This window comes from Trichocoleus sp. DQ-U1 (assembly GCF_039961925.1).
Lineage (GTDB): Bacteria > Cyanobacteriota > Cyanobacteriia > Cyanobacteriales > FACHB-T130 > FACHB-T130.
In genome coordinates this window covers 1-17,063 of record NZ_JAMPKB010000018.1, presented here as the reverse complement: position 1 = coordinate 17,063, position 17,063 = coordinate 1, and the positions used below count along the sequence as shown (strand labels likewise).

Sequence of the window (17,063 nt, the reverse complement as noted above, 5' to 3'; positions counted from 1 at the left end):
AATCGCTTGTCAACTAACAAAAAACAACGACTGAATGGTTTATCAACCCCCGGCAGGCGCGAGGGATTTGCTGCCTCTCGATGTCGCTCAAAAAAGCTGGATTGAAGATCGGTTGCAGCAGGTGTATCACCGCTGGGGCTATCACCGGATTATCACCTCCACTCTAGAGCGGTTGGATACTTTGATGGCAGGCGGAGCAATCCAGCGCTCCACAGTGATTCAAATCCAGGATGCTGAGGAGGGGACGCTGGGACTGCGCCCAGAACTGACGGCTTCGATCGCCCGTGCATCTGTGACGCGGATGGCTGGTGTTACTTATCCGCAACGCCTCTACTACAACGCAAATGTATTCCGCCGTTCGCAGGGCAGTAATTACGGACGTCAGCAGGAATTTTACCAGGCAGGGGTAGAGCTGTTGGGTGCGGGAGGTGTCTTGGCAGATGCAGAGGTGCTGTTATTGCTGGGAGACTGTCTGAAGTGTCTGGGGTTAAGCCAGTGGCAGGTAATTTTGGGAGAAGCGGGGTTAACGCGATCGCTTTTTTCTCCGTTTCCAGTTCATCTGCAAGAAAAAGTGCGACGGGCGATCGCGCATCTCGATCGAATCGCACTGGAAACTCTGCCCCTTTCCCCCGAATTGCGAGAACGAGCTTTATTTCTATTTGAGCTGCGGGGACATCCTGCTGATGTGCTGCAACAAGTTTCCAGCCTAGATTTAGCAGAATCTGAGCGGCAAACAGTCAATACTCTGAAATCCCTGATCGATCTTCTCAATGAAGGCTGTTCCCATCAGCAAAGCTTCCCCGTAACTCTGGATCTCAGCTTGATCCAAACCTTTAACTATTACACCGGCATTGTGTTTGAAGTCGTTAGCGATACAGACACTCAAGCACGGGTTTTAGCCCAGGGTGGACGCTATGACCAACTGCTGGGACTCTATCATCCCCAGGGGCAAACTTACCCCAGTATTGGCTTTGCGCTGAATATTGAAGACTTATATCAAGTCTTGCTCTCGAAGGCTGGGATGCCCCGCGAAACGCCCGCGAGTGATTGGTTAGTCGTTCCTTCATCTCCCCAAGCCTATCTGGCAGCGTTCGCCTACGCCCAAACCCTGAGAGATTCTATTCATCTGGTACGAGTGGAAATGGATTTAGGGGAGCGATCGCCTGAAGATGTGCGAGAATATGCCCGTAGCCGTCACATCCGTCGCATTGCCTGGGTGGAAGCTGAGGGTGCTACTAAAATTGAGACGCTGAGTTAGATTTTTTAACGCAAAGGTACGCAAAGGTACGCGCAGAGGTACGCAAAGGGGAGGCGCTTTTTCTTGCAAAATTTCACCTTTATTTGCGTACTTTTGCATTTAAAAAGTCTCGTTTCAGCTATCAGCTTTCAAAAGACTTTGGTAGGCTATAGAAGCAGCCGTCTGCCAATCCCAAGAGAGAGAACACTGTGCCGCATACGATTGTTACTAATACCTGCGAAGGCGTCGCTGATTGTGTCGATGCCTGCCCTGTTGCCTGTATTCACGAAGGACCTGGCAAAAACACGAAGGGGACTGACTGGTACTGGATTGATTTTTCCACTTGCATTGACTGCGGCATCTGCCTACAAGTCTGCCCCGTGGAAGGCGCAATTGTCCCCGAAGAACGCCCCGATTTGCAAAAAACACCCTAATTGTTGATTATTCATGGTTCATGGTTGATGCAGGAATTGCAATACATCATGAACCATAAAAAATAAATATTAAATAATAGATAAGAACGAATGACGAATGAACCTTTATTAGAAGTTGAAGATGTTTGGGCGGGATATGTCAAAGATTTGGATATCCTTCAAGGGGTGAATTTCAAGATATATCCAGGTGAATTAGTTGCCGTAATTGGCCCTAATGGTGCCGGAAAATCAACATTAGCAAAGACTATTTTTGGACTTTTAAGCCCTCATAAAGGCAAAATTACTTTCAAAGGCGAAAATATTGCTGGCTTAAAGTCGGATCAAATTGTTCGGCGGGGAATGTGCTACGTGCCCCAAATCTCGAATGTGTTCCCATCGCTGACGGTGGAAGAGAATCTGGAGATGGGCGCGTTTATTCGCAATGTCCCTTTGCAACCGCTCAAAGATCATATCTTTGCCACCTTTCCGGTTCTGGCTCAACGGCGGCATCAGCGGGCTGGAACTCTTTCTGGGGGAGAACGGCAGATGCTGGCGATGGGAAAAGCTTTGATGTTGGAACCTACTCTGTTGCTGCTGGATGAACCTTCGGCGGCGCTGTCTCCCTTATTGGTCAATAACGTTTTTGAGCAGATTCAAGCAATTAATCAAACGGGCAAAGCAATTGTCCTGGTGGAACAAAATGCCCGGAAAGCTTTAGGCATGGCACACCGGGGTTATGTGCTGGATACAGGACGCGATCGCTTCACAGGTCCCGGCTCCGAACTCTTGAACGATCCGAAGGTAGGAGAACTGTATCTGGGCGCAGGTAAAGCTCACTGACGCATTGAGCGATCGCTGCTAAAAATTAAAGAAATTGGCACTATACAAATATTGTTCGCTTTGGTACTATATTTTTTATAATTGGAATCTATGCGCCCATATATATTGCTGAAATTTAGAACAATACAATTAACTTCTGGAATTTTACAGCAACCCTCCGGAAATTAAAAATATTTTTGATTGAATTCCCGATAAAATTTGTCGTTTCAATCTCAACGAATTGATAGACAAGGCAGCAGCGAGAAGAGAGAAGATTTTCTTCAAAATTCCTATAGAAGCAAGGCTGTTGTGAAAGAAAAGCAGATAGTCAGACAATCAAAACGAGAGACATCTGTGGCATACAATAGTTCCACGTCTCGCGCAGGATGATTTGGCATCTTGGCAGTATTAAAACTCCACCCTCAGCATTTGCAAGCCATCCGCACCCATGCCGAAAGCACCTATCCCGAAGAGTGCTGCGGTTTGCTGCTGGGTAAACTGGCGGAAGATGGCAAAACCGTAGTGGAAGTCATGCCAACCGAGAATCGCTGGAATGCAGAAGCAGTAGAAGCATTTCAAGAAATTGAAGGTTTCGCCAAACTGGGTTCAGATAAGCGAGACAGATACGCGATCGCTCCCAAAGATATGCTAAAAGTACAAAAGCTGGGACGCGATCGCCAACTTGATATCATTGGAATTTACCACTCCCATCCCGACCATCCAGCAATTCCTTCTGAATTCGATCGAGCGTGTGCGTGGTCAGTGTACTCGTATATTATTGTCTCTGTTCAACAAGGTAAAGCTGGCGATCTCCGCAACTGGAGTCTCGACGACGCCCACCAGTTCCAGCCTGAAGAAATGATAATTGTTGAAACAACCTAGATTAATAACTTAATTTTAAAAACGATTAAGACCCAAGGATACAAAGACTATTGTATTTTTGATAGGCTGTTAACTCTGTCTGCCCTCACTAAAAGGCCATGCTCAATCCCAATCTGGATGAAATCCAGCTTTCCAAAGAAGAATACGAACGCTACTCTCGCCACCTAATCCTGCCCAAAGTTGGACTGGAAGGACAAAAACGCCTCAAAGCCGCCAGTGTCCTGTGTGTTGGTACAGGTGGACTGGGTTCGCCCCTGCTGCTGTATCTCGCAGCTGCTGGTATCGGACGCATCGGAATTGTGGATTTTGATGTCGTTGATAGTTCCAACTTACAACGGCAAGTCATTCACGGCACCTCTTGGGTAGGGAAACCCAAAATTGAATCGGCAAAAAACCGGATTTTAGAAATTAATCCTGATTGCCAAGTTGATTTGTACGAAACCCGCCTGAGTTCAGAGAACGCCCTGCAAATCCTTGAACCCTACGATGTTGTCGTAGATGGCACCGATAACTTCCCCACACGTTATCTCGTTAATGATGCTTGCGTGCTGTTAAACAAGCCCAACGTCTACGCCTCTATCCTCTTTTTTGAAGGTCAAGCAACGGTATTTAACTACGAAGGGGGTCCCAATTACCGCGACCTCTATCCGGAACCGCCACCACCCGGATTAGTTCCTTCTTGTGCTGAAGGAGGCGTTCTCGGCGTTCTGTGCGGCGTGATTGGCACCATCCAGGCAACTGAAGCGATCAAAATCATCTTAGGTCAGGGGAATACCCTGAGTGGGCGGTTGTTGCTGTATGACGCCTTGCAAATGAAGTTCCGGGAACTGAAACTGCGTCCGAACCCGGAAAGACCAGTCATTGACAAATTAATTGATTACGAAGAATTCTGCGGTATTCCACAAGCAAAAGCGGAAGAGGCAAAACAGCAGATGGAAATGTCAGAAATGACGGTTCGGGAATTGAAGGACTTGCTCGATAGCGGGGCAAATGATTTTGTCCTGCTTGATGTTCGCAATCCTAACGAGTACGAAATTGCTAAAATTCCGGGTTCCGTTTTGGTTCCGTTACCAGATATTGAAAATGGTGCGGGTGTCGCCCAAGTGAAGGAATTGCTCAACGGTCATCGCTTGATTGCCCACTGTAAGATGGGTGGACGTTCGGCGAAGGCGCTGGGTATTTTGAAACAAGCTGGAATAGAAGGCACCAACGTCAAAGGCGGAATTACCGCTTGGAGTCGAGAAATTGACCCTTCGGTGCCTGAATACTAAAAAGGTTTAAGGTTACAGCTTTGAATTTAGTAACCTTTAATAGAGGCGTTCTGTGAGAACGTCTCTATTTTTCTAGATTTGATTCTAGATTTTAACTTGCTAACTTCTTGGGTGCAGATGTGGGGTTCGATTGTTATTCGCTTTTGGAGTGCGATAGCAAAGCGCCGACCTGTCGGTTCGCTTCCCCAAGCCCATTTTTAGTTGCAGCCGATAACATTAGACTGAGTGCAAAGGTGCAAACTGCTACCAATGTCCAAGTAGGATAGCTTGTGACCTACTTATGTAGAACTATCATGCAAAACAAAAGTAGCGAACGAGCCTTGTCTCGTTCTCGACGATTATCCACGACTGGGCTAGCCTTTACCGCAGGATTATTTGCGATCGCTGTTGAGACCGTTCCTGCCACCGCCACCCATTTCAGCCCTTTTCAATACTGCGCTGCCGAATTAAGGGCGGTTGGTATCTCTACAGAACTCTCTGCCTCTAGCTGTTCGGATGCCCTCAAACCCACAGATTTATCCGCTTGCGTGTTTAATATTAACCGAGAAACTCAGATTGCCTCACAAGATGCTCTAGCTGCCTGTCTCAGGGTGCGACGTCCCATCGAGTTAGGCAGGTGCGTGATTAATATTTCCCAAGATACCAAAAACCCGCCATTGCTTGAGGTACTCGAATCCTGCCGTCGTAGCCTCCTACCAATCCGCTTTGCTGAATGCGTTGTCGGTTTGAATCGCCAGTTGGAGATTTCTGCCACCAAAGCGCTGGATACTTGCATTTCAGCAGATAATTTGCCCCGCAACTTATCCCCCACTTTTGCACCGCCGCCACCCCGAAAGCCGACGCCTGACTTTACGCCGCCAGCGGAACCTCTACCTCAGTTAGCACCTTTGCCAAATTTGGAAGCAGAACCCGTTGTTCCTGCTACGCCGGTTAATCCTTAAATGGTAAGGGTAATGGCTAATGGGTCAAACGTTTGAAGTCTCTACAACTCAAACCGCTTATTACCAATTACCTGTTCCAAGTCAGCCGGTGTGTTGCAATTAAATAAGAGCGATCGCTCGGTTAGGGGCAGTTCTTGTACGGGATGTTGAGACAACCATTGCTGAAAGGATCTGCCCCCTTTATTAATGAATTCAGTTAAGCTAGGCAAACAGCGACGGCGATAAAAACCGCATAACGGTTCCCAGCCTTTGGGATGTCGGGGAAGAAACGCAATACAATCTTCTGGCACCTTTAGTAAATGCTGTACCCAATTGAGCAAAAATTCCTCTTTTAAATTTGGCAAATCGCAGGCAAGTAACAGCACCCATTCTGTTTGCACTTGCGCCAGTCCTTGGGCAAAGCCAATCAGTGGCCCGTGTGGTTTCTCGTCTTTAGAAAAAGGCTGGGATTCGCCCGCCCCTACTTCTCGAATTAATTTACATCTGCTGGGTACAATATCTTGGTATCGTTCAATCCACGGCGTTACCACATACACTTTTGAAGCACACGCTTGGGCAACTTCACAAACCCGCCGAATCAGGGGAACGCCGTTAACAGAAATTAAGGCTTTATCCCGCCCCATGCGAGAGCTTTTTCCACCTGCCAAAACAATTGCTGTCAGCGATACAGCCTGGGAATTAGGCATCTTCAGTAAAGATCGTGACTTACATATTAGTAGTTTGAGCAAAATATGAAATTTAGGTAAACCTTGAAGCCAGAATTGCTTGCTTACGAGAACTTCATTCGCTGCTTCAATCCAGAGAATCACCACTAAAGGCAAAAAACACAATGTTTCGGAGCCTTCAAGTATAAGAAATTAGAGCAACGACTGGATAAAGCCATCCTCTGACTCCGGGACGAGACTTTGGAGGACTCAGACAATCTAGCAAGCCCAGACATTTTTGCCCAGCAGACTGCCGAATACTTGGGGGCAGCTTTGGCACTGTTTAAGAGTATCTCTAAGGACTTGGAGCGGAAATAGCGGCGACACTAGAGAAGTAAATACCAACCGCAAGTAGATGTCTTTTAGACCTCTTTGTGTGATTTCTAAAAAGAAGATCGATTTATCGGAGGTCTTCCAGCAGGTACAAAATCCAGAAGAATATGACCGTGCTTAGCCCCTCGCTTTATCTTCCCAGGAGCCTTCCAACCAACGTGTGAAACATTGGGTCCATCAGCATCAATCGCATCGTAAGGGGGGGGGGGGTAATAATCAACGCTTACTTCCGCTTCCGCCGCACCTTCGCCTGCTTTCCATTCAACACGCCACGTTGTACCGTTACCATCTTCAGCCCATTTAGTTACTCTAAATTCTTTCTCGTCAACGCCTGTTCTCTTAAATGCCTCTTTAAGAGCCTTATTGTAAAGTTGATAAGCTTCTGATGTGGTTTTAGCCTGACCTCGCCAGTCAAGATCATCGGGTGTCAGTTGGTACTTAGATTTCCGCTGACCATCAAGCGGGTCTCTTTCTTGTGTAGCCTGTCGAGAATTTCCGTTTCTGCAAGGGACTTGGGCACTTTTTATACTTAACTGAGAGTAGAGCTTGGTAATTAGAGTTTTAGAAGTATAGGTAGGAGCATAGGAGAGGCAGGGTTCTTCAGTGGTAGTGTTACTTCTGTTGTTCTGCCTGCGGTTGGCAATAGTATCATCTACATCATCTACAAGCTGACCTGTGCGGCTGTTTACTATACGGGTCTCGCCAGTATTAATATCTCTAATAGCAATTTTACCATTCCTTCTTTGAACAACAATTGTTCTAGTTCCAGTGTTTCCTCGATATGTGCCAGTAGTAGAAACGCCTTCGTCAATATAGTTAGTAACTCTTCTAACAACAGATGGCGATGGTTTTCGGAAAATACCTAAATCAAAAAAGAACATGACAAGGGCACCGATTGCAGCTTCCGTCTGCATATCTACATAAGCTTGCTCTTCTGGAGTGTATTTGGGGGCACAATGCTCTAAGAATTCAGTTATCTCTTCTTGGCTATTTAGACCACTGATGTCACAAGCTCGTTCTCCCCAAATACGGGTTCCACGTCTACCTAATCCCTCATAATCGCTTTGAGCCTGTATTGGCAAACCGCAGAAGTTTATAACTATCCATACAGTTGTAGTAATACTGGTAGTGATAAATCTTTTTCCAGAATGAAAGGATGTCCGTTTGGAGCGAAATAAATTAAACATATTCTTGCAAGTTTATTATCTAGATTCTTTAAAATAAGCAGGAGATACTATTATTATTCCATTTTCACGAGAAACTGGTTCTAAATCATTGTCTCTAAGTAAAGCTTTATCCCCTATTTCAATAGTAAAACCAATCATATCTCGTTGGATAGGGCTAGTTATAAAAGTATTAATATATTTTCTAATTTTTTCTCTTAAAAACTGAATATCATCCCCAGACATACTAAGTAGTCCGCCTTTGTATTTAGCTGATGGCAAATATATAAGCACTCTACGATCGCTATCTAATATGTTTTTAATATACCTAAACATGATTAGCATTTCTTCATCATTAAGGTTATTGTCCCGCAGCTCGTCTAGGTAGTCCATAACTTTTGGATTGTTTTGACGCATAGCTGACAAAACATTAGTTTGACTAAGAATTTGTAGAGGTATATAAATAATTGGCTTTGCATTGAATGGGCTTATAGAAGCCAAAACCTTTTTGTCAGTACCACTTTTTGCATTACCATAGCTAGTATAAATACCAGGACTTTCTAACTTGTTGATCAGATTTCTGTAAGCACAATTACTTTGATATAAGTCATAACTGTATGTTATTGTAATATCAAAACCATATCTGCCTTTGATCGCTTCAGCTCGGCGAATAATAGTTTCTTGCGAGGGTAGGGATAAGCTTTTACTCTGGTTCTTTATGTCTAGCTGTTTCCCTTGCCCAAATAGGTCAGTAACACTGGATATTTTCGTAGTTGGAATTTCGACAATAATGTGTTGTACTTGTGGTTCAACTTGAAATATTTTAGGTGGGTTGGGAAAGTGTATAGGCATTTTAACGTTTAATTAGTGGACTTACTTCAGGACTTGTAAGAGATATAAGTTCCTATTCAATTAGTTTTCATAGGAGTGGGAATCCTTCCATTAAAACTCTTATTCAGCCTATTGTCTAGAGGAAGTCTGCGAACGGGTCTGATTTTGTAGCGATCAAGCGGAAAAATTGCCGAAAAAATAGCTCAAAACGTTACAGAGTAAGGCATAGTTTTACTAGCCTTATTCCTTAGTTAGAGACGGCAGAGTTATAATCGCTCTCAACCAGTCTCTTCAAGCTAGCAATCGCATCCTAGCTTCTAGGTTTACTTAGACTTTATATTTTTTCAAATGGCAAATCCGTAAGCCCTAAAGCTAAAGCGAGAAAATTGAGTTTTAAGTTACTCTTATATTCAAAACTTAAAACTCAAAGTTTGCTGCACGCCGCTATTGCTAACACAACTCATTTACTGCTTAGTTAAAATGACTGTGCGGGTTGGATTGTCCCATTTAACAGATACTCTAAAGGGCTGCAAATCTACCGCTTTGATATATTCGAGATTCCGGTGAGTAGTGGTGCGGAAGTCTTCGATTTTACTTGGATCGATTCCTAAAGATTTTAGGAAAACAACCGGAATACAAGCATTCCCATTCACCAAAATTCCCTGATTTTGATATAGCTGGGTATTGATTTTGACACTAATAACCGGGTAGCTAGGAGGAGGGGGAGGCGTTAAGCCCTGCCTCTGACCTTCCTTCCGACTCCATGCTTCTAGACCGTCCGCCAATCCACGAGCGAAGTCTAGGCGCTTCGTTTGAAATAAAGTGCGATCGCTTGGATTGGTAACAAACCCCAACTCCATCAGAATCGAGGGAATATCCACTTGACGGCAGAAACCTAAACTCCCGACACCCGTGGCGGTATCCGGTTTAACGCCACGAGACGGCAAACTGGGAACTGCCTTCAGTAAGGATTGCAGCAGCAACTGGGCATCGGTTTCGCGTTGCTCGTTGCCATCAGTATAGAAGGCGCTGGCACCCCGGATATTGGTGTTCCCGACGGAATCGGCGTGAATTTCTAAAGCGACGTCGCCACGGCGGGAGTAGGCGTTGATCCAAGTAATCGTTTCCTTCAAACTCAGGGAATCGGGAACCGAGGAAACCTCTAAACCGCGCGATCGCATTTCCTTAACCGCAGCATCGCGGGTAAGCCGCATTTCTCTGTCTTCTGTAGTGCCTCCAGATTGTGCGCCCGGATCGCCCGCACCATGTCCAGCGGAAAGAAAAATTCGTACCATTTTACGATCTCTCCAAAATTTTAATCGCCTTGAATGTTGTCGTAATTCATTCCGATCCATCCCCACAAAGATAGAATCCGCAGGCTCAGCTGATACTTTCTTGCCCACACATCCAGGCTATGATACGCCGTATTGTAACTTAGCCCTGAGAGAGTCGATGGAGCGGTTGATTTCAGCACTGGGGTTGGCTGTTTTTGTGGGATTATCTTATGCCTTCTCAGTGAACCGGCGTGCTGTGCGTTGGCGTCCGGTATTTTGGGGGCTTGGGTTAGAGTTTATTTTTGCACTGCTGATTCTGAAAACTCCCGGCGGTTTAGCTGTATTTAAGTTTCTCGGCGATGTCGTTAGCCGCTTTTTAGAATTCTCTGATGTGGGTGCCAAATTTGTCTTTGGAGATAACTTTGTCGAACACTTTTTTGCTTTTAAAGTGCTGCCGACGATTATCTTTTTTTCTTCCTTCATCACGGTGCTATACCACTACGGCATTGTGCAGCGAGTGGTGAATGGGATGGCGTGGGTCATGATGAAGACGATGGGAACATCAGGGGCTGAGTCTTTATCGTGTGCGGGGAACGTCTTTTTAGGGCCAACTGAGTCACCGTTACTGGTGAAGCCTTATGTGGCGACGATGACGCAATCAGAACTTCATGCAGTAATGACAGCGGGCTTTGGGACAATTGCGGGTGGCGTATTAGGGGCATATCTCTCCTTTGGGATTCCACCGGCACATCTGATTGCCGCTTTCTTCATGACTGCCCCGACTTCGCTGGTTGCCTCAAAATTGCTTTATCCAGAAACGGAAGTCCCCAAGACGGTTGGCAAGGCAGGGATAGAGGTGGAGAGTACCTTTGTGAATGCGATTGATGCCGCGGCTGGGGGAGCGATTGACGGGACGAAACTGGCAGTGAATGTCGCGGCGATGATTATTGCCTTTTTGGGGTTACTGGCTTTCGTTAATGCGCTCCTGGGATGGTTGGGGGGGCTTCTTGGCGTGCCTTTGCTGTCCTTGGAGTGGATGTTGTCTTTTGTAATGGCTCCCGTTGCGTGGCTGCTCGGAGTGCCTTGGGCTGACTGCGCTCAGGTGGGGGTGTTGTTAGGAAAAAAGACGATTTTGAATGATTTTATCGCCTATCTGGATCTGAAGACGCTGATTGAGCAGAAGGCGATATCCGAACGGGCGGTAATTATCTCAACCTACGCTTTGTGCAACTTTGCCAATATTGGCTCGATTGGAATCACAATCGGCGGGATTGGCGGGATGGCACCGAACCGTCAAAAAGATTTAGCGAGAATGGGTGTCAGGGCGATGATAGGCGGTTTGTTCGCGGGTTTTATGACCGCTGCGATCGCGGGAATATTATTGTGAGCAAGGCATTCAGTTGAAGAATTTTCTAGAAGCACTATTGTTATTCGCTATAGCGAGCGGTTTGGGTAGTCGCAGCAAAGGATGTCATCGGCGGTGGGTGGATGCGATCGCTTATACCATTCTTTGCTTCCCGCCCGCCTGTTGTTGTAAGTTAAAGGCTAAGCGATCGCAGGTCAATATGGAAAAATACATCCCCCTCATAGCACGGGCTTTCTTAGCCGCCATTTTTTTAAAGTCTGGCTTTGACAAGATTACGGGCTTTAGTGGCACGCAGCAGTTTATGGCTAGCAAGGGCTTACCCCTGACAGCATTGTTGCTCGTTGCGGCAATTATTCTTGAATTGGCTGGCGGATTATCAATATTGCTTGGTTACAAAGCGCGTTGGGGAGCGATCGCGCTAATTATCTTTATGATTCCGGCTACGCTAATTTTTCACACCGATTTTGCCGATCGAATGCAGGTGATTGCGTTCATGAAAAACTTAGCAATTATCGGGGGATTGCTCATGGTCTACTATATTGGCTCTGGGCCAATTAGTTTGGACGAGCAGATGGTATCTAAGCGTTCTGATTAACTCACTAGCTGAGTTGATGAAAGATGCGATCGCGTTTCCCCTCACTAGCAAGTGTGCGAGCAACACTAAGAAGACATACGCTGACGCGATCGCTTTTTAGGATTTAACCTTGTATCTGCTCGCCCATCTGCTGCTCTAATCGCTCTAGCAATGTATTAACATCTGCGGCGACTTTCTCAAAGCAAGCGGGAGGTCGAGGTTCTGGTTGAAACTGAACTAGCTTTATTTGCCCCTCACCAATTCCAATGATCAGAACCTCCACTTCAGGGTTATGAGCCTCCACAACTCCTACCATCTCCTGAAGCTGGTTTTCGACTTTATTATTGAGTGTTTCTATCGCCTCTTTTGGACAATAGACGAAATGCGGCTTTGGTTGCACATCGATCCCTAGATAACCTTGAGTGTCTCCATTTTCTAACCACAAACCCCAAGATAATGCTGCCAATTCTTGCTGATTAGCTTTGACAAACTGAGCCAGCTGGTTTCGCCAGCTTTTTTCTCCGGAATCAGAAGGAGTTTTACCAAATTGAATCATTGCTTATCTTCTTGGGTGGTTACAGATGCATTTGGCGCTGCGAATGAGAGAAAAACTCAACAGCGCGATCGCTGCTCAAGTCTGAATTCTCGCTGACGCGATCGCGCAGCGGATGCGCCTAAGCAGAGAAATTAACTTTCAGGAGATTTTAAAGCTTGATCTAACACGCTCCGAGCTTGCTCTGCTTTCGAGCGAGCCTCGTGGTAGCGCAGATTCACTTGAGCAAAGGTTTTGAGAACCTTAAAACCGTCCTTGAGTTGCGCGATTTCCTCTTCACTCACCGACTTTTCTGAAAACAGGATATCTACTTGAGCGCGAACCTTCAGCGCCTCGGCGCGTGATTCCTGCACCTTCAGCTTCAGTGTGGCAAGGTTGCTCAGAACTTGTACAGCTTGGGTTACGGCGTCTTCATCGCTAGTCCCATCCGCTTCCAGCTCTTTGACTTCAATCAGTTGTTCCGGACTAAATCCATCTTCGAGATCGGTGGGGAGCTTGTCTGTATCCATGAGTTCCATGAGCTGCTCCATCGCTTTCTCACGGGCTTTTTTTGAATCTTTGCCTGAAACAGTCAGGATGACTTCTGGGCTTTGTGCGAGAGTGTACTGAACCATATCTAATGCAGGGAGAATGCAGAGAGAACTTGTCTAGCCGTAACTTGTCTAGCCGTAAAAGTCTGGTTAGTTTAACCAAGCCGACAGGATTATTTTAAGGCAAACGAAAGCTGTTCCTGTAGGAGATATGCTGACTGGGGGAAAATGAGAACTGACAAGTCAGCGCGAGGCTAATCCTTCGCTTCGCTGTTTTTATGCCCAAAGGGCTGTACGCGATCGCGCCTTTGGCATATCTGCCAAGCATGAATTACCGAATCCCAAGAGGTTGCATACAACGTCTCTAGACAAAATTCTCGCTCATCAAGACTGATTTTCAACCCCCTTCCTTTGCGTAGCCGCAAATTTCTCTTCGCTAGGGGAATATGCTTTAAGTCTGCCAAGCTTTGAGAACCTTATCCCAAACAGTGGTCAGTGATTGTTTCAATTGGTACTGACGATACCATTTTTGAAAGGCTTTTTCGTAATCTTCGCCTCCCGATTGAAAGGTATTCAAAGCATTAAGCCCTAGAGCTAATCCCCAGAATAAGGCGATATATAAAGACCAAGAAAGCTGACCGGCATTTACTAAATTCAGCAGCATCAAAAACGAATTGACAACTGTATATTTGCCAGCTTGTTTCTGTAATTTGGTGCGTCGGTAGAGATTAAAATCCTGCCGCTTTTGGATTTCTCCCTGTTTGGCTTGCCACTGCTGTTCTGCCACCTGAAGGCACTCTGGAGAGATTTCTAATTCAGAGGCGATTTCCAGTAGCTGTTCGCGGGTAAATTCTGTGTCGTCAGTTTGACGCGCGATCGCTATCTGGAGAATTTGCTGAATCTGTTCTTGATTATAAGAGCGGGTGATTTGAGTTTCGGAGACGGGCATAGGAAGGCACCTGCGGTCGTCGAGGTTGGGAGAGCTTTTCTGCCCCAAGGACGTGATGCAGAAGTCAGCCTTTCAAGAGCAGTACTGATTCTATTATGCCGAGGCAAAAGTAAGAATGCCTCACACTAGGCTATTCCAAAACCGAACCTTAACGGACGGATAGTACGGTAGCTGAAAGATTAAAATCCTCGTTACATATCGTTACGATAAAGAGGTGCAAGAAAGAGAGGTTCAATTTAAGCCTCTCAGATGTTAAAGCAGAGGTGGCGTAATGAACGGCACGATTCGCGTCGGCAATTTATTCGGAATTCCCTTCAACGTACATCCAACCTGGTTCTTTGTCCTGGCTTGGGTGACGGTGAGTTATGGCAGTGGACTAGCGGCTCAATTTCCCGGACTCGGCGGGGGATTACCCTGGCTACTGGGATTAATTGCGGCGCTGCTGTTGTTTGCATCCGTCTTGGCGCACGAACTGGGACACAGTTTTGTGGCTATCAAGCAGGGAATTGAAGTTAAATCTATCAACTTATTTCTGTTTGGTGGTCTCGCCAGCTTAGAAAAAGAATCAAAGACCCCAGCAGGAGCATTCTGGCTGGCAATCGCAGGGCCTTTAGTCAGTTTGGCGCTGTTTGGTCTAATTAGCGCGATTGGCTTTACCACGAGCATTTCCGGGCCGTTTGGAGCAATACTCGGAGTGCTGGCTTACGTCAACTTAGTGCTGGCGCTGTTTAACCTGATTCCTGGCTTGCCCCTGGATGGTGGGAATATCCTCAAGGCGTTGGTTTGGAAGATCACCGGCAATCCTTATAAAGGTGTCGTGTTTGCGGGTCGCGCCGGTCAAGTCATTGGTTGGATAGCGATCGCTTCTGGTCTGGTTCCGCTACTATTAGGCGGCGGTCTTAACTTCTGGAACTTGTTAATCGGTTGGTTCTTGCTGCAAAACGCGGGTCGAGCAACCCAGGCTGCTAGAGTGCAGGAACAACTAGCCGCTTTGACCGCAGAAGACGCAGTTATGAGTGATAGCCCGATTGTATCTGAGTCGCTTTCCCTAAGAGAGTTTGTTAACGAGTACATCATTGGCAAAAACGAAGCGTCGCGGTTCTTAGTTACCAATGAGGAAGGACAATTAGTGGGAGCGATTGCAGTTGACGATCTCAAAGCTGTCCCAACCTCCCAGTGGACTGAAATATCAGTCGCACAGCTAACAAAACCCGTCGAATTCTCTACAACCGTCAAATCCGATCAATCTTTACTAGAAGTGGTGACACTGCTAGAACAAGAAAAACTCACTCAACTACCCGTGATTCGTGATAATGGCGTGCTAGTAGGACTTCTGGAAAAAGCTTCGATTCTCAACTTACTCCAGAGAAGAGCGCAAGCAAATCCTGCTTAATCAATTTCGGATTTTGAATTCAGCTAATTAACAAGTGCGCTTAGATGTAGGGGCGGGTTATTAACCCGCCCCTACTGCTATACATCCCAATCTTGCAAATATACCTGGCGATTAGAAATCGCGGCTACGCCAACCCCCCTTCAACAAGAAGGGGGGCAGACGTTGCTTCGCTTCTATTCAACAAAATCCGCCTATGCGCTAACGCGCACGCTACGCTAACGCGGACTTTTGAAACCCGCATAGGTGGGTTTAGTCTGTATAGATGCGAATTCTATTCGCCCTCTTTACTAAGAGTATTTACAGCAACCAACTTTTTGAGGCAAAATCAGCAGGCTCATCGGTTGGAGGTTCAGAGAAGATGTTAGATACCCGCTCAGATGTTTTGTGCTTCTGTGGTTGAGCAGCTTGCGGCGCTTTGTGTAGAGCATTGGCTTCTTCAATTAGCTTAGAGTTCGCTTCTGCAAGTTGCATCGCTGCTTTTTTGGCTTGCTCCAGCTCTGCTTTCAACTGTTTGGCTTGCTCTTGAGCTTTTTGATGCTTGTTTAGCAATTTTTTTTGCTCATCCAAATCCGCCTGCAAATTGGCAATTTGCTGGTGTAAAGAAGCTTCCACTTTACGGGTTTCCTTCACAACACCTTTCAAGTCAGCCATCAGAGATTTTTGCTCATCCAAATTGGATTGCAAATTGGTAATTTGCTGTTGTAGAGCTTCTTCCCTTTCGCGTGCTTGATCCAGAGCTGTTTTTAACTCTGTCACACTTGCTTCTAAGTCAGCCTTCGTTGGATTTGAGTTTTTAGCAGGAGTTTTATCAGGCGTATCTGTTGATGAATCCTCTATTATTTCCGCCTCCACTTCTATAACTTCCTCAACGGTCGCCTCTAGAACAGGTTCAGTTTCTGAATCTGGGGATTTTTGTGCTTCTTCGTGTAGTAAGTCTGAGATACGTTTTTTAGCCATTATTTTTAGTTTCTCCAATCACGCTGTATTTCATTAGCCACGCGGCGATAGTCTGCTTCCGCCTCCCGCGCCTTTTTCCCCGCCCATTGATGAATCGGCACCCCCTCAAGAGCCGCTCGTTCGTGGGCTTTGTAGGCACGGACAAAGCTATGGCAAGCAGGAATTCCTAGCTCTTGAAGTGTGTTTTGAGCCTCCAGTGCTTCCCCCAAACTTCGCGCATCCACCTTTGTCAGAAGTACCCGATGGGCGATTCCAACTGGCATGACGGTTTCCCTTACTGTCTCAATGAGTACAGCCAGATCCATCGGCGCACAAGGCGTGGGTAAAACCAGATAATCAGCGATCGCTACTACCGCCGCTAATGCTTCCGATCGCAATGCTGGAGGCGTATCCACTACTACTAAATCGTAGCCTTCTATCTTACGTAAACGACCTAAAAGTTTTGGATCTGTCTCTTGAGCGAGATCGAAGCCCATTCCTTTCTCGCTACGCTCAACCCACCAAGTCGCCGAACCCTGAATATCTGCATCGACCAGAAGAACCCGTTTTTCTTCCGAGAAGGTTGCAGCCAGATTGACTGCTGTAGTGGTTTTACCGACTCCTCCCTTTCCGTTGAGAATCGCAATTATTCTTGGCACTGCTCGCTTGTGATGCTGACTCCACCGAATATACCGCTTAATGGGATCGAGGGGAGTTTTTTGTGCCTTAGCGCAGCGCTTGACTGGCGCAATCTTTGTCAATCGCTTATCAATCGCTAGGATAACCTGAGTTCGGGTTAAGCCGAAGGGAGGAAAAACGCATTGATATTGAGAGAGGGCTTCTTAGGCTGATGGCAATAGGCAATTAATCCACAGACCAAATTCACCAAGAAAT

The 17,063-nt window shown here is 46.3% G+C and carries 19 protein-coding genes; 9 read left to right on the top strand and 10 right to left on the bottom strand.

Annotation, left to right across the window (positions count from 1 at the left end):
* The first annotated feature begins 34 nt into the window (after positions 1 to 34).
* The 6 genes from NDI34_RS09895 (at position 35) to NDI34_RS09870 (ending at position 5,563) form a co-directional block, all read left to right on the top strand.
* Entirely contained in the window at positions 35 to 1,258 is a 1,224-nt protein-coding gene (locus tag NDI34_RS09895) for an ATP phosphoribosyltransferase regulatory subunit (RefSeq protein ID WP_190673617.1), read from the top strand.
* 188 nt (positions 1,259 to 1,446) lie between these two features.
* Positions 1,447 to 1,671 carry a 4Fe-4S dicluster domain-containing protein gene (locus NDI34_RS09890; protein WP_190414753.1) on the top strand — a complete coding sequence of 75 codons (225 nt, stop codon included), beginning with the start codon at positions 1,447 to 1,449 and terminating at the stop codon, positions 1,669 to 1,671.
* Positions 1,672 to 1,761: 90 nt separating this feature from the next.
* On the top strand, positions 1,762 to 2,490 hold the full coding sequence (locus NDI34_RS09885; RefSeq protein ID WP_190427495.1) for an ABC transporter ATP-binding protein: 729 nt from the start codon (positions 1,762 to 1,764) through the stop codon (positions 2,488 to 2,490).
* A 375-nt stretch (positions 2,491 to 2,865) separates the two neighbouring features.
* On the top strand, positions 2,866 to 3,351 hold the full coding sequence (locus NDI34_RS09880) for a M67 family metallopeptidase (RefSeq protein WP_348232604.1): 486 nt from the start codon (positions 2,866 to 2,868) through the stop codon (positions 3,349 to 3,351).
* A 98-nt stretch (positions 3,352 to 3,449) separates the two neighbouring features.
* On the top strand, positions 3,450 to 4,622 hold the full coding sequence (gene moeB / locus NDI34_RS09875; RefSeq protein ID WP_190534159.1) for a molybdopterin-synthase adenylyltransferase MoeB: 1,173 nt from the start codon (positions 3,450 to 3,452) through the stop codon (positions 4,620 to 4,622).
* 293 nt (positions 4,623 to 4,915) lie between these two features.
* Positions 4,916 to 5,563 (top strand): hypothetical protein, encoded by a 648-nt coding sequence (locus NDI34_RS09870; RefSeq protein WP_348232567.1) that lies wholly within the window; start codon positions 4,916 to 4,918, stop codon positions 5,561 to 5,563.
* 41 nt (positions 5,564 to 5,604) lie between these two features.
* On the opposite strand, the gene NDI34_RS09865 is transcribed toward NDI34_RS09870, so the two are convergent.
* The 4 genes from NDI34_RS09865 to NDI34_RS09850 all read right to left on the bottom strand — a co-directional run bounded on the left by NDI34_RS09865 (position 5,605) and on the right by NDI34_RS09850 (position 9,889).
* Positions 5,605 to 6,249, bottom strand: coding sequence for a molybdenum cofactor guanylyltransferase (locus NDI34_RS09865; RefSeq protein ID WP_348232566.1), 645 nt, complete (start codon positions 6,247 to 6,249; stop codon positions 5,605 to 5,607).
* A 401-nt stretch (positions 6,250 to 6,650) separates the two neighbouring features.
* Positions 6,651 to 7,787, bottom strand: a complete 1,137-nt coding sequence (locus NDI34_RS09860) for a polymorphic toxin type 47 domain-containing protein (RefSeq protein WP_348232565.1) — start codon at positions 7,785 to 7,787, stop codon at positions 6,651 to 6,653.
* Positions 7,788 to 7,802: 15 nt separating this feature from the next.
* A complete protein-coding gene (locus NDI34_RS09855; RefSeq protein WP_348232564.1) occupies positions 7,803 to 8,615 on the bottom strand; it encodes a hypothetical protein in 813 nt (270 codons plus the stop codon).
* A 443-nt stretch (positions 8,616 to 9,058) separates the two neighbouring features.
* Positions 9,059 to 9,889: an N-acetylmuramoyl-L-alanine amidase gene (locus NDI34_RS09850; RefSeq protein WP_348232563.1), complete on the bottom strand. Its 831-nt coding sequence runs from the start codon at positions 9,887 to 9,889 to the stop codon at positions 9,059 to 9,061.
* A 157-nt stretch (positions 9,890 to 10,046) separates the two neighbouring features.
* On the opposite strand from NDI34_RS09850, the gene NDI34_RS09845 reads away from it, so the two are divergent.
* A complete protein-coding gene (locus tag NDI34_RS09845) occupies positions 10,047 to 11,255 on the top strand; it encodes a NupC/NupG family nucleoside CNT transporter (RefSeq protein ID WP_190437462.1) in 1,209 nt (402 codons plus the stop codon).
* 13 nt (positions 11,256 to 11,268) lie between these two features.
* Positions 11,269 to 11,829: a DoxX family protein gene (locus NDI34_RS09840; RefSeq protein ID WP_348232562.1), complete on the top strand. Its 561-nt coding sequence runs from the start codon at positions 11,269 to 11,271 to the stop codon at positions 11,827 to 11,829.
* A gap of 103 nt (positions 11,830 to 11,932) precedes the next feature.
* On the opposite strand, the gene NDI34_RS09835 is transcribed toward NDI34_RS09840, so the two are convergent.
* The 4 genes from NDI34_RS09835 to NDI34_RS09820 all read right to left on the bottom strand — a co-directional run bounded on the left by NDI34_RS09835 (position 11,933) and on the right by NDI34_RS09820 (position 13,840).
* Positions 11,933 to 12,364 carry a hypothetical protein gene (locus NDI34_RS09835; protein ID WP_348232561.1) on the bottom strand — a complete coding sequence of 144 codons (432 nt, stop codon included), beginning with the start codon at positions 12,362 to 12,364 and terminating at the stop codon, positions 11,933 to 11,935.
* 131 nt (positions 12,365 to 12,495) lie between these two features.
* Complete coding sequence (locus NDI34_RS09830) at positions 12,496 to 12,975, bottom strand: hypothetical protein (RefSeq protein WP_348232560.1); 480 nt, start codon at positions 12,973 to 12,975, stop codon at positions 12,496 to 12,498.
* Positions 12,976 to 13,145: 170 nt separating this feature from the next.
* Positions 13,146 to 13,355 carry a hypothetical protein gene (locus NDI34_RS09825; RefSeq protein ID WP_348232559.1) on the bottom strand — a complete coding sequence of 70 codons (210 nt, stop codon included), beginning with the start codon at positions 13,353 to 13,355 and terminating at the stop codon, positions 13,146 to 13,148.
* On the bottom strand, positions 13,343 to 13,840 hold the full coding sequence (locus tag NDI34_RS09820; RefSeq protein ID WP_190437454.1) for a 2TM domain-containing protein: 498 nt from the start codon (positions 13,838 to 13,840) through the stop codon (positions 13,343 to 13,345). Before NDI34_RS09820 ends, NDI34_RS09825 begins: the two co-directional genes overlap by 13 nt.
* A 271-nt stretch (positions 13,841 to 14,111) precedes the next feature.
* Between NDI34_RS09820 and NDI34_RS09815 the strand changes: the two genes are divergently transcribed.
* Entirely contained in the window at positions 14,112 to 15,233 is a 1,122-nt protein-coding gene (locus tag NDI34_RS09815; RefSeq protein ID WP_348232558.1) for a site-2 protease family protein, read from the top strand.
* 297 nt (positions 15,234 to 15,530) lie between these two features.
* Here NDI34_RS09815 and NDI34_RS09810 read toward each other — a convergent pair whose 3' ends face one another.
* Together NDI34_RS09810 and NDI34_RS09805 are read right to left on the bottom strand one after the other, a co-directional pair.
* The gene (locus NDI34_RS09810) at positions 15,531 to 16,190 is read right to left on the bottom strand and encodes a hypothetical protein (RefSeq protein ID WP_190527434.1); all 660 of its coding nucleotides are present in this window, start codon (positions 16,188 to 16,190) and stop codon (positions 15,531 to 15,533) included.
* A 5-nt stretch (positions 16,191 to 16,195) separates the two neighbouring features.
* Positions 16,196 to 16,828 carry an AAA family ATPase gene (locus tag NDI34_RS09805; protein ID WP_190414741.1) on the bottom strand — a complete coding sequence of 211 codons (633 nt, stop codon included), beginning with the start codon at positions 16,826 to 16,828 and terminating at the stop codon, positions 16,196 to 16,198.
* Between the last annotated feature and the right edge of the window lie 235 nt (positions 16,829 to 17,063).

Bases quoted from the DNA above. Each gene is read 5' to 3' on its own strand.
- NDI34_RS09865 (WP_348232566.1), bottom strand. From the start codon at position 6,249: ATGCCTAATTCCCAGGCTGTATCGCTGACAGCAATTGTTTTGGCAGGT.
- NDI34_RS09895 (WP_190673617.1), top strand. From the start codon at position 35: ATGGTTTATCAACCCCCGGCAGGCGCGAGGGATTTGCTGCCTCTCGAT.
- NDI34_RS09815 (WP_348232558.1), top strand. From the start codon at position 14,112: ATGAACGGCACGATTCGCGTCGGCAATTTATTCGGAATTCCCTTCAAC.
- NDI34_RS09885 (WP_190427495.1), top strand. From the start codon at position 1,762: ATGACGAATGAACCTTTATTAGAAGTTGAAGATGTTTGGGCGGGATAT.
- NDI34_RS09810 (WP_190527434.1), bottom strand. From the start codon at position 16,190: ATGGCTAAAAAACGTATCTCAGACTTACTACACGAAGAAGCACAAAAA.
- NDI34_RS09870 (WP_348232567.1), top strand. From the start codon at position 4,916: ATGCAAAACAAAAGTAGCGAACGAGCCTTGTCTCGTTCTCGACGATTA.
- NDI34_RS09830 (WP_348232560.1), bottom strand. From the start codon at position 12,975: ATGGTTCAGTACACTCTCGCACAAAGCCCAGAAGTCATCCTGACTGTT.
- NDI34_RS09845 (WP_190437462.1), top strand. From the start codon at position 10,047: ATGGAGCGGTTGATTTCAGCACTGGGGTTGGCTGTTTTTGTGGGATTA.
- NDI34_RS09850 (WP_348232563.1), bottom strand. From the start codon at position 9,889: ATGGTACGAATTTTTCTTTCCGCTGGACATGGTGCGGGCGATCCGGGC.
- moeB (WP_190534159.1), top strand. From the start codon at position 3,450: ATGCTCAATCCCAATCTGGATGAAATCCAGCTTTCCAAAGAAGAATAC.
- NDI34_RS09855 (WP_348232564.1), bottom strand. From the start codon at position 8,615: ATGCCTATACACTTTCCCAACCCACCTAAAATATTTCAAGTTGAACCA.
- NDI34_RS09860 (WP_348232565.1), bottom strand. From the start codon at position 7,787: ATGTTTAATTTATTTCGCTCCAAACGGACATCCTTTCATTCTGGAAAA.
- NDI34_RS09835 (WP_348232561.1), bottom strand. From the start codon at position 12,364: ATGATTCAATTTGGTAAAACTCCTTCTGATTCCGGAGAAAAAAGCTGG.
- NDI34_RS09820 (WP_190437454.1), bottom strand. From the start codon at position 13,840: ATGCCCGTCTCCGAAACTCAAATCACCCGCTCTTATAATCAAGAACAG.